This window comes from Streptomyces glaucus (genome assembly GCF_039533365.1).
In the GTDB taxonomy this organism is placed as follows: domain Bacteria; phylum Actinomycetota; class Actinomycetes; order Streptomycetales; family Streptomycetaceae; genus Streptomyces; species Streptomyces glaucus.
The window spans coordinates 31,747-43,449 of the sequence record NZ_BAAATK010000052.1; the positions used below are offsets into that span (position 1 = coordinate 31,747).

Below are 11,703 nucleotides of genomic sequence, written 5' to 3' on the forward strand. Positions count from 1 at the left end.
CCTCCGCTCACACGGAGTGCTCCGGCATCCGGCGGACACCGGTGTCACCCGGCCGGCGCGCTGCCGGGCAAGCCCGCCCGGGCGGGTTCGTGCCCGCGGGGGGCACGGCCCGGGCGCCGGGAGGCGGCGGAAAACCCGGAAGCGGACCGGCCTGGAGGGCCGCCGGGCGGGGACGGCCGTGCCGGGAGGGCGCGTCCGGCGTCGGGCAGGGCGGGGCCGGGCGCGTCGTCCTCCGTCGTGGTCCGGCCGGGGGAGTTCGGCGGGGCCGGGGGCGGGGACGAGCCGCCGGCCGCCTCGCGTCCTTCCCGCGCGGACCGGCGGGCCCGCCTCCGCTGCTCCCCCGGCGTCCGTCAGCGGGCGGCGAGGAGCTCGAGCGTGTCGATCACACGGTTCGAGAAGCCCCACTCGTTGTCGTACCAGGCGACCACCTTGACGTGGCGGCCGTCGACGCGGGTGAGGGCCGAGTCGAAGATCGACGAGGCGGGATTGCCCGTGATGTCGGACGACACGAGCGGGTCCTCCGAGTACTCGAGGATGCCGGCGAGCGGCCCCTGCGCCGCGGCGCGGTACGCCGCCAGCACGTCGTCGCGCGTCACGTCGCGGGCGACGGTCGTGTTGAGTTCGACGATCGAGCCCACCGGCACCGGTACGCGGATCGAGTCGCCCGACAGTTTGCCGTCGAGGTTCGGCAGCACCAGCCCGATCGCCTTGGCGGCGCCGGTCGTGGTCGGCACGATGTTGACGCCGGCGGCCCGGGCGCGGCGGGCGTCGCGGTGCGGGCCGTCCTGCAGGTTCTGCTCCTGCGTGTAGGCGTGCACGGTCGTCATGAACCCGTGCTCGATACCGGCGAGTTCGTCGAGCACCTTGGCCAGCGGCGCGAGGGCGTTGGTGGTGCAGGAGGCGTTCGAGACGATCGTGTGCCCGGCCGGGTCGTAGGCGTCGGTGTTGACCCCGAACGCGAGCGTGACGTCGGCGCCGTCCGACGGCGCGCTGACGAGCACCTTCCTCGCGCCCGCGTCGAGGTGGGCGCGGGCGGCCTCGGCCGAGGTGAAGCGGCCGGTGGCCTCCAGGACGACGTCGACGCCGAGTTCGGCCCACGGCAGCCGTGCCGGTTCGCGCTCGGCCAGCACCGTGATCCGGCGGCCGTCGACGACGAGGGCGTCCCCGTCGACGGTCACCGGGCGTCCGAGCCGGCCGGCCGTGCTGTCGTAGGCGAGCAGCCGGGCGAGAGCGGCGGGCTCCGTCAGGTCGTTGACGGCGACGATCTCGAGGGCGCTGTCGCGCTCCAGCAGCGCGCGCAGCACATTGCGTCCGATGCGGCCGAATCCGTTGATGGCGATGCGAGTCATGAGTGAGGTCCCTTCCCTTCGCCCCCAGGCTCGCCCGCGGCCGGTGCCGCTGACAGTGGCGAGGTCGCCACGGTTCAAAAGGATCTCGCCACGAGGGGGCCGGCGGATCACTCGCCCCGGGTGAAGGTGCGGCGGTACTCGCTCGGCGTGGTGCCGAGGATGCGCTGGAAGTGCAGGCGCAGGTTCGCGCCGGTGCCGAGCCCGACGTCGGCGGCGATCTGTTCGACGCTGCGCTGCGAGCGCTCGAGCAGTTCGCGGGCCAGGTCGACGCGGGCGCGCAGCACCCACTGCATCGGCGTGTAGCCGGTCTCCTCGACGAAGCGCCGGGAGAACGTGCGCGGCGAGACCCCCGCCCGCCGCGCCAGTATGTCGAGGGTGAGGGGCTCGCCGAGCCGGTGCAGCGCCCACTCGCGGGTGGTGGCGAACCGCTCGCCGAGCGGCTCGGGGACGCTGCGCGGCACGTACTGGGCCTGGCCGCCGCTGCGGTAGGGGGCCGCGACCAGACGCCGGGCCGCGTGGTTGGACGCGGCCACTCCGAGGTCGCCGCGCAGGATGTGCAGGCACAGGTCGATGCCGGAGGCGGCGCCGGCCGAGGTGAGCACGCTGCCCTCGTCGACGAACAGCACGTTCTCGTCGACCCGGACGAGCGGATGCCGGGCCGCGAGCGCCCGCGTGTAGTGCCAGTGCGTCGTGGCGCGCCTGCCGTCGAGCAGGCCCGTGGCGGCGAGCGCGAAGGCGCCCGTGGAGATGGCGGCGAGCCGCGCGCCCCGGTCGTGGGCGGTGATCAGTGCGTCGACGACGGCTCGCGGCGGGTCGTCGCGGTCCGGGAACCGGTAGCCGGGGACGAAGACGATGTCGGCCCACGCCAGCGCGTCCAGGCCGTGGGCGACGTGGTACGCGAGGCCGTCGCCGCCGGTCACCAGCCCGGGGGTCGCCCCGCACACCCGTACCTCGTACGGCATGCTCGCGCGGGTCGTGAAGACCTGCGCGGGGATTCCGACATCGAGCGGCTTCGCGCCCTCGAGCACGAGGACGGCGACGCGATGCAGGCGGGAGGCTGGCACGGGACGAGGTTACGTGAGGGCGTGCTGCCGCTCCGTCCGCTGCGCGGACCGCGCGGGCGGCCCTGCGGCGGAGCGTCGCGGACGTCGCGCGTACGAAGTCCGCGCCGCCCGGCGCCTCCCCGAGATGCCGGGCGGGGGGATCCGTCGCTAGATGGAGGAAGGGCTTCGTGCCGTCCGGGCGACGAGCGAGCGTGCAGGGAAAGGCGGGGACACGGTATGCGGAAGCGCAGTCTGCGGGACCTTCGGGTGTCGGCCATCGGCCTGGGGTGCATGGGCATGTCCGCCTTCTACGGATCCGCCGACCGGCAGGAGGCGATCGCGACCATCCGGCGCGCCCTGGACCTCGGGGTGAACTTCCTCGACACCGCGCAGATGTACGGGCCGCTCACCAACGAGTCGCTCGTCGGCGAGGCGATCCGGGGGCACCGCGACGAGTACGTGATCGCCACGAAGTTCAACTACCGGATGGACCACGCCGTGCCCGGCGACATCAGCACGGTCGGCCCGCCGGACGGTTCGGCCGAACATGTCCGCAGCTCGGTCCACGGCTCCCTGGAACGTCTGGGGACCGACCACATCGACCTGTACTACCAGCACCGGGTCGACCCGGACGTTCCCGTCGAGGAGACGGCCGGCGCGCTGGGCGAGCTGGTCGCCGAGGGCAAGGTGCGGCACATCGGCCTGAGCGAGGCGAGCGCGCGGACCATCCGGCGCGCCCACGCCGTGCACCCGGTCACCGCAGTGCAGAGCGAGTACTCGCTGTGGTCGCGGGACGTGGAGGCCGAGGTGCTGCCCGCCTGCCGGGAGCTGGGCATCGGCTTCGTGCCGTACTCGCCGCTCGGCCGCGGCTTCCTCGCCGGGCGGTTCACCACGCCGGACGAGCTGGACGCGGACGACTGGCGCCGCGAGAACCCGCGCTTCCAGGACGCCAACCTGGAGGCGAACCTCCGGCTGGCGGCGAAGGTGAGGGAGATCGCCGCCGAGAAGGACGTGACCCCCGCCCAGCTGGCCATCGCCTGGGTGCTGGCCCGGGGCGAGGACCTGGTGCCCATCCCCGGCACCAAGCGCCGCACCTACCTGGAGCAGAACGCCGCCGCGGTCGACATCACGCTGACCGGGGACGACCTGGCCCGCATCGACGCCGAACTGCCCGAGGCGGCGGGCGAGCGGTACGACGAGGCGGGGATGCGGGCCGTCGACCGCTAGTGCCGCATCAGGCAACGTTCGCCCCGTCGTAAGGTCCTGCCCGTCGTGATGTGACGCGCCGCTCGGTCCCGTTCCGAGCGACGCGCGACCGTCATTCTGGGTGGGTGGCAGAACGAGTACGTGTGCGTGGAATCGACGATGCCGAGGGCAGACGACTGCTGCGGATCATCCGCAGGGGCACCGGATCGGTGGTGACCTGGCGGCGGGCCCAGATGGTGCCGCTGTCCGCACAGGGCATGCCGGTAGCGAAGATCGCTGAGGTGTCGTTCACCAGCGCCGACCGGGTCCGGGACGTGATCCACGACTTCGAGGTCGACGGCTTCGACTCGCTGTACCCGAAGTACAAGGGCGGCCGGCCCAGGGCTTTCACGCTACCCGAGCGCCGCGAGACCAGGAAGATCGCGAAGTCCAAGCCGCCCGAGCACGACCTGCCGTTCTCCGCCTGGAGCCCGACCGAGCTGGCGGACTCCCTGGTCGCCGAGGGGGTGGTCGACGACATCAGCCACGAGGGCCTGCGCATCTCGCTCCGCGAGGAGGGCGTCTCCTTTCGACGCCTGAAAACCTGGAAAACCTCCCGCGACCCCGACTGCGCGGCCAAGAAGGCCCACATCGAGCACCTTTACGCAATCGCCGACGACCGGCACCTACGCGCCGTCGCCGACCGGGCCAGCACTGCCTGATCCGGAAGCGCTATACGCCGGTGGTGCCGTCGATGCGTTCCCGGAGCAGGTCGGCGTGGCCGTTGTGGCGGGCGTACTCCTCGATCATGTGGACGTAGATCCAGCGGAGGCTGACGTCCTGCTCCATGAAGCGGCCGGTGTCGGTCAGGGCGCGGTCGGCGCAGTGCTCGCGGGCGCGGGCGATCTCCGCGTGCCAGGTGGCCAGAGCGTCGCGCAGGGTGGCGCCCTCGGCCAGCTCGAAGCCGCCGTCGGGGCCATCGGGGTCAGCCTGCGGGTCGTAGATGGGCGGGGCCTGTTCTCCGGCGAGCACTCGGCGGAACCAGTTCCGCTCCACCTCCGCCATGTGCTGGACGAGGCCGGTCAGTGTGAAGGCGGACGGCGGCACGGATGCGACGGCGGCCTTCTCGTCGTCCAGGCCCTCGCACTTCATGGCGAGGGTGGTGCGATGAAAGTCGAGCCAGCTTTCGAGCGTGGTGCGCTCGTCGGCGTTCAGGGGCGGCATAGGGCGTTCGATGATGGCCATCGGTCGATTATCGCCAGCGGTCGAATCCGTCGACAGGCAGGGCCTCACAACGGGGCGAACGTTGCCCGATGCGGCACTGGAGCGGCGTTCCTCCTCCACCGGGCATGTGCCCGGTGGAGGAGTGGCCCGGGGCCCGGGGCGGGCGGGGCCGCGAGGTCCGGGTGCACGCGGGGAACGATCGGAGGGCGCCGAGGGACGGATGCCACCGGTACATCGCCTCCCTGCGGCCGCTCCACCGTCACCGTGCGGCACCGCGCGTCGCCCCGTCCGCCACGGCCGGACGCGGTGCCGGGCCCGGCGCCCGCCCCCGGCCTGCGGCTACGCGGCGCCCGTGGGCGCCGGTTCGGTGCGCGGCACGGGCCGTGGGGCGGCCGGTGCGGGCCCGTGCCAGCCGCGGCACATGGCGCCGATGTGTTCGGCGGCGCCTTCGAGGAGGCGTACGCCGATGTCGTCCACGTGGCGCTCGCGCCACCGTTCCAGGTCCGTGCCCTTGACCCACTGGTTGAACGAGCCGAGCGCCGGCCCGGTGTGCACCTGGTAGTTGGTGCGGTCGTCGCGCCCGTTGAGGGCGAGCTGCGCGGTGTGCGCGAAGTACCAGCGGAACACCAGCGCCATGCGCAGCTTGGGGTTGGCCTCGGCGCGGGCGAGGTCGTCGTGCCGGCCCCGGGACCGCAGGTGGGCGCGGGTGTCCTCCCACACCTCGTCCAGGGTGCGGCGGAAGTAGGTGCGCTCCAGCAGGTCACGGGTCCTGGCGGGCAGCTCGTCGAGGCCGTCGTAGTGCGAGTACAGCGAGAACAGCTTGTTGGCGCGGGTGGGGAAGAACACGCCCTTGCGCAGGACCTGCACCTTGGCCCCCATCTCGAACATGTCGCCGGCCGGGGCGTACTCGGTGTCGTGGATGTCGATGTCCTGGAGCATGTCCTTGACGGCGTCGCTCGTCCCGGCCTCGACGGTGCACTGGTTGACCGAGCCGGTCAGCACGTAGTCGGCGCCGAGCATGAACGCGGCGGCGACGGCCTCCGGGGTGCCCAGGCCGCCGGCGAGGCCGAGGCAGATGGGTTCGGCGTAGCCGTGGCGGTGCTGGGCCTCCTGCCGCAGCCGGTGCATCGCGGGCATCATCACGGTGGAGATGCCGCCGTCGGTGTGGCCGCCGGAGTCGGCCTCGACGGTGATGTCGTGGCTCATCGGCACCTGGCGGGCGAGTTCGGCCCGGTGGGCGTCGAGGTCGCCGTCGCGCACCAGGCGGTCGAGCACGGCGTCGGGGGCGGGCGCCATGAAGGCCCGCGCGACCTCGGGGCGGGAGACCTTGGCGACGACGCGGTGGTCGCACACGGGCGTGCCGTCGGGGCCGCGGCGCAGGCCGCGGGCCCGGTACAGGACGAGCGCCGGGGTCATCCGGATGAACGCGGACGCCTCGACGATCCGGACGTCCTGACGCAGCAGCAGGTCGGCCATGGCGCGTTCGGCGGCCGGGTCGTCGTGGTGGGCGAGGAAGTTGACGCCGAACGGCCGGTCGGGGCCGAGGGCGGCGCGGATGGTGCGCAGGCCCTCCTCGATCTCCCGGTGCGGGGTGCCGCCCGTGCCGAGGATGCCGAGCATGCCGCGGCGGGCGAGCGCGATGACCATGCGGGGCGAGGCGATGCCCCGGTACATGCCGCCGGCGGCGTAGGCGTAGCGCAGTCCGAGGCGGCGGCGGAAGACGGCGCTGCCCAGCTCGGTGGCGGCGCGGGCGGCGTCGGCGGCCCGGGGGCCGGGGGCCGGGCCGGCGGGGCGGGGCTGCGCCTCGTCCGCCCGGGGCGCCGGCGGTGGCGCCGCGGGGGCGGGGCGCGGGGCGGTGCGGATCTGGTCGACCAGGCGGCCGACCACGGTGCCGCCCAGTTCGACGAAGTCGTTCACGCCGAGGTCGAGCAGGTGGTGCACGCTCTCCGTCCACCGGACGGGGCTGGTGATCTGCCGGGTGAGCAGGTCCGCGGTGCGGCCGGCCGGGTAGGGGCGTGCGGTGGCGTTGGCGATGACCGGCAGGCGGGGGTCGTCGAGCCGGAAGTCGCGCAGGAACGCGGCGAACTCCTCCTGCGCGGGCCGCATCAGCGGGGAGTGGAAGGCGCCGGAGACCTTCAGGCGCACGCACCGCACCTTCCGGTCCTCCAGGTGGGTCTCCAGCGCGCCGATCGTCTCGGCGTCGCCGGAGACGACGTGCTGGGTGGGGGTGTTGTGGTTGGCGACGGTGAGCGTGGTGAAGGCGCCCTCGGCGAGGAGAGCGGCGAGCCGGTCGCCGTCGACGCCGACGACGGCGACCATGCCGCCGCCGCGGGCCCGTGCCATGAGCGCGCCGCGCCGCTGGACCAGGCGCACGCCGGTCGCGAAGTCGAAGGCGCCGGCGGCGTGCAGGGCGCAGTACTCGCCCAGGCTGTGCCCGGCGAGGTAGCCGGCCGCGTCGCCGTTCTCCTCCCGCCAGCGGCGGTGGGCGAGGGCGCCGACGACGAACAGGGCGGGCTGGGTGTACTCGGTGTCGTTCAGGACCCGGTGCGGGTCGTGCAGGCACAGGCGCGGCAGGTCGTAGCCGAGGATGTCGGACGCCTGCTCGGCCGCCTCGGGGTAGGCGTCGAACAGGTCGCGGCCCATGCCGCGGAACTGGGCGCCCTGTCCGGGGAAGATCAGTGCCTTCATCTCAGCGGCCTCCTCGCACGGACGGGCCGGCCGTCCGGTCGCCGGCCGTGCGGTCCGGCGCCGGTGCGTCCACGGCCCGGGCGGGCGCGGTCGCGGCGTCGTCGGCGGACCCGTGCGGCCGGTACAGGGTGTCGCACAGGTCCAGGATCTTCTCCAGGGCGTGGGGGGCGCTCAGCACGTCGGAGTGGGTGACGGTGTCGACGTCGACGACGGTGAAGTCCTCGATGTGCCGCTCCCATTCGCGCCAGTACTCGGTGCCGTCGACGGTGGGCAGGCCGTGGTCGGGGAAGAGCACCATGTACTCCTCGTACGCGCCGAAGAACTTGCCGCCCTTGTTGCGCACGTAGTGACAGGGCACCCGGTCCGGGCGCGGCAGCGGCCGGACGGTGTACGTCTCGCCCTGCACGGCGTCGAAGTAGCGCGCCAGCTGCCGGATCCGGGTGCGCAGCTGGCTCTCGGTGCGGTCGACGCCGCGGTCCAGGGCGGCCTTGACGAGGGAGTCCAGGAAGGCGTCCACGTCGAGGGCGGGGTCGACCTCGTCGCGGTGCAGGACGGGCGAGGCGTCGCCGGGGACGGTGAGGCGGTTGTCGCCGAGCACCAGGTTGACGGCGCGGAACAGGCTGACCTTGGCGCGCGCGTCGGGGTCGGTGCGGCCGCCGAGCACCTGGTCGTTGGCGCGGTTGGTGGCGGTGCCGTCGAGGGTGTCCAGCATGACGAAGGAGGACACCTCCTGGCCCTGTGCCTGCAGTTCGCGCACGACTTCGTAGGCGAACAGGCCGCCCAGGGAGAAGCCGCCGACGTCGTAGGGGCCCTCCGGCTGGGCGGAGCGCATGGCCGCGACGTAGTACCGGGCCATGGCCTCCTGGCCGGTGAGGATGTCCTCCGTGCCGGTCCAGCCCTTGGGGCTGATGCCGTAGAAGGGGCGCCGGCAGCGGGCCGCGAGGGGCGCGTAGCCGCCGATGCCGCCGTTGCCGTCGTGGATCCAGAACACCGGCCGGCCGGTGGTGACGCCGTTCATCCGGACGAGCACGGAGGCGGCGGCCCGCGCCGGGTCGGGGGCGGGCTCGCGGGACGGCGGGGGCGCCGGGGCGGCCGGTGCCGTGTCCGCGCGGCCGGGTCCGCCGAGCGCGGTGACGAGGTCCTGGAGGGTCTCGCTGTCGACGAGGGTGTCGAGCGTGAGGTCCGGGTCGATGTCCCGCTGCGCGCGGGCGAGGAACTGGACCTGGAAGATGGAGTCGAAGCCGTAGCGCCGCAGCGGCACGTCGGGCTTCAGCTCGGCCGGGTCGAGTTCGAGCACCTCGGCCAGCAGCGCGGTGACGCGGTCGGCGGACGGTGCCGGCGGACGGCCGGTGCCGGCCGGCGCCTGCGCCGGGGTGTCGCCGGGCAGGAAGCGTTCGCGGATGCGGTCGTGGTCGCCGTGGACCACGATCACCTGGGGCAGTGCGGCGGCCCAGGCGCGGTGGAGGGCGTCCAGTCCGGTGCCGGCGTCCAGGGCGCGCAGTCCGGCGCGTTCCATGGCGGTCAGGGCGCCGGCGCCGGCGCGCATGCCGCCCTCCTGCCACAGCGGCCAGTTGACGGAGAGGGTGCGGCCCCGGCGCTCGCCCTGGTCGACGAGGTCCTGGCGGTGGGCGGCGTAGGCGTCGAGGAAGGCGTTGGCGGCGGCGTAGTCGGCCTGGCCGGTGTTGCCGAAGGCGGCCATCGAGGAGAACGCGACGAAGCAGTCGAGGTCGCAGCCGGCGGTCGCCTCGTCCAGGTGGACCAGCCCGGCGGCCTTGACGGCGAGGACGTCCCGCAGGTCGTCGGCGCTCTTGGCGGCGAGGAAGCCGTCGCGCAGCACGCCCGCCGCGTGGACGACGCCGTGCAGGGCCCCGTACCGGCTCTCGATCTCCTGTACGGCGGTCAGGACGGCGGCCCGGTCGGTGACGTCCAGGACGCGGTACTCGGCGCGGGCGCCCGAGGCGCGCAGCGCCCCGAGGAGCCGGTCGTGGGCGGCGCCGGCCGGGCTGCGCCCGCACAGCACCAGGACGGGGTCGCCGACGCGCCGGGCGATGTCCTTGGCGAGGAGAGCGCCCAGGCCCCCGGCGCCGCCCGTCAGCAGGTAGACGCCGCCGTCCCGCCACGGTGACGCCGGGGCCGGCACCGTCAGCTCCCGCCAGCGGGGCACCCGCAGCCGGCCGTCGGCGTGGCGTACGGCGTCCTCGTCCGGGTCGGCGGCCGCGCGGCGCAGAACGGCCGCCAGGTCGTCCGGCGTGGCCGGTCCCGCGATCTCGATCCACTGGGTGAGCAGCCCGGGGTGCTCGGCGCGGGCGGTGCGCAGCATGCCGTTCAGGCCGGCCAGCCAGGGGGTGTGCGCGGGGGTGACGACCTGCACGAGCCGGGGTGCGCCGGTGGGGCGGCGCACCGCCTCGCGCAGCAGGGCGAGCAGCCGGCCGGCGTACGCGGTGTAGCGGGCCGCGACGTCGCCGTCGGCCTGCCAGGCCTCGCACTCGGCGCCGAGGGCGCGGGCGAGTTCCGGGGCGTCGGCGCCGGGCAGTTCGCACAGGACGACGTGCCCGGGCGTGCCGCCGCGGGGGTCCCGGCCGGCGCCGGCGCGGTCCTGCGGGTCGACCCAGTCGACGCGGGCCAGCAGGGCGGCGTCCGGGTCCGCCGCGGGTGCCGTGGCCGTGTCCGGCACGGCCCGCGCCGGGCCGGTGGTCTGCGGGGTCCGGATCGCGCGGGTGCCGAAGCCGAGCAGGCGCACGCAGACGGTGCCCCGGTCGTCGCACAGGTCGACGTCGAGGCGGCGCGGACGCCCCTCCCCCCGGTCGTCGGCGGCGCGGCGCACCACCGCCCAGCCCTCGGCCGGTGTGGGCCGCAGCAGTTGGACCTCGCGCACGGTGAAGGGAACAGCGGCCGAGCCGGCGGCGGGCTCGGCGTCCTGCTCCTCCAGCAGCACGCCGAGCGTGGCCTGCAGGGCGCCGTCGAGCATGCTCGGGTCGGTGGTCAGGCCGGCGGCCCCGGCGGGCAGCCGCAGCCGGGCCAGCGCGCCGTCGGGCCCGTGGTACAGCGCCCGGACGGCGCGCAGGGCGGGGCCGTAGTCCAGGCCCATGCGGGTGAACAGGGCGTAGCACTCGTCGGCGTCGCGGCGCCGGGGGCAGCCGGACCGCAGGGCGTCGATGTCGTGGGTCCCGGCGGGCGCGTCGCGCAGCGCCGGGTCGAGCTGCGCGGTGCCCCGGGCGTGCACGTCGGGCGCGTCGTCGGCGCGTACCTCGAAGGTGCGCACGGCGTGGCCGTCCGCGCCCCCGGCGCCGGGGGTGAGGGTGATGCGCAGCGTGCGCGGCCCGGTCACCCGTACCGGCCGCAGCCAGGTCACGTCGCGCAGGCGCACGCCGGTGGGGGCGGCGCCGGGCACCGACGCGGTGAGGGCCTCGCGGACGAACTCCAGGTGGGCGGCGCCGGGCAGGGTGGGCACGTCGAGGACCCGGTGGTCGGCGAGGTAGGGCTCCCGTCCGTCGAGGTGCCGCAGCCGCTCCTCCGCGCCGGCCCGCGGCGCCGCCCCGGGGCGGCGGCCGTCGGCCCGGTCGGCGATCCAGTAGCGCCGCAGCCGGAACGGGTAGGCGGGCAGCGGGACGCGTCGCACCGGCCGGCCGGTGTGCAGGCGGTTCCAGTCGAAGTCGCAGCCGGCGGTCCACAGCTTGACGAGGCGGGCGAGGTTGCCGCGGGCGATCCACCGGTCGACGGCGCGGGCCACGTCCTCGTCCGCGGTGAGGGTGCTCCACGCCTCCTGGCGGGCGGCGCGCCCGGCGTGGACGCCGGGGGCCGTGCCGCCGTCCAGGAAGGCGCGCAGGCGGTCGCGGGCGTCGGCGAGGGAGTCGGTGACGAAGCCGAGGCGCTCCTCCATGGCGACGCGGCCGAGTTGCAGGGTCTGGGCGAGCGCGGTGAGGTCGTCCTCGCGGACGCGGCCCGCGTCGATCCAGGCGGCGAGGTCGCGGGCGCGGGCGCGCAGGGTGTCCGGGTCCGCCGCCGACAGCACGACGGCCACGGGCTCGCCGGCCGGCGGCGTGCCGGGGGCGGGGGCGGGCGGGACGTACTCCTCGAGGACGACGTGGGCGTTGACCCCGCCGAAGCCGAAGGAGCTGACGCCGGCCCTGCGGGGCAGTTCCCGGCCCTCGGCGTCCCTGGGCGCGGCCCAGGGCTGCCGCTCGCGCACCAGGTAGAACGGGCTGTCCTCCAGC

The 11,703-nt window shown here is 75.1% G+C and carries 6 protein-coding genes and 1 pseudogene; 2 read left to right on the plus strand and 5 right to left on the minus strand.

The window, feature by feature from the left end:
• Nucleotides 1-350: 350 nt before the first annotated feature.
• Complete coding sequence (gap, locus tag ABD363_RS27745) at nt 351-1,349, minus strand: type I glyceraldehyde-3-phosphate dehydrogenase (protein WP_344608368.1); 999 nt, start codon at nt 1,347-1,349, stop codon at nt 351-353.
• 107 nt (nt 1,350-1,456) lie between these two features.
• Nucleotides 1,457-2,413, minus strand: a complete 957-nt coding sequence (locus ABD363_RS27750) for a GlxA family transcriptional regulator (protein WP_344608370.1) — start codon at nt 2,411-2,413, stop codon at nt 1,457-1,459.
• A gap of 216 nt (nt 2,414-2,629) precedes the next feature.
• Here ABD363_RS27750 and ABD363_RS27755 point away from each other — a divergent pair, with 216 nt between their 5' ends.
• Entirely contained in the window at nt 2,630-3,619 is a 990-nt protein-coding gene (locus tag ABD363_RS27755) for an aldo/keto reductase (protein WP_344608372.1), read from the plus strand.
• Between the two features lie 104 nt (nt 3,620-3,723).
• Nucleotides 3,724-4,254 (plus strand): annotated as a pseudogene (locus ABD363_RS27760) (helix-turn-helix domain-containing protein); the annotation flags it as partial.
• A gap of 55 nt (nt 4,255-4,309) precedes the next feature.
• Here the strand turns inward: ABD363_RS27760 and ABD363_RS27765 are convergent.
• From ABD363_RS27765 to ABD363_RS27775, 3 genes are all read right to left on the minus strand, one after another.
• The gene (locus ABD363_RS27765) at nt 4,310-4,822 is read right to left on the minus strand and encodes a DinB family protein (protein WP_344608374.1); all 513 of its coding nucleotides are present in this window, start codon (nt 4,820-4,822) and stop codon (nt 4,310-4,312) included.
• Between the two features lie 318 nt (nt 4,823-5,140).
• The gene (gene fabD / locus ABD363_RS27770; protein WP_344608376.1) at nt 5,141-7,489 is read right to left on the minus strand and encodes an ACP S-malonyltransferase; all 2,349 of its coding nucleotides are present in this window, start codon (nt 7,487-7,489) and stop codon (nt 5,141-5,143) included.
• Between the two features lies 1 nt (nt 7,490).
• Nucleotides 7,491-11,703, minus strand: a 4,213-nt coding sequence (locus ABD363_RS27775) for an SDR family NAD(P)-dependent oxidoreductase (RefSeq protein WP_344608378.1), incomplete at its 5' end; no start/stop codon positions are given.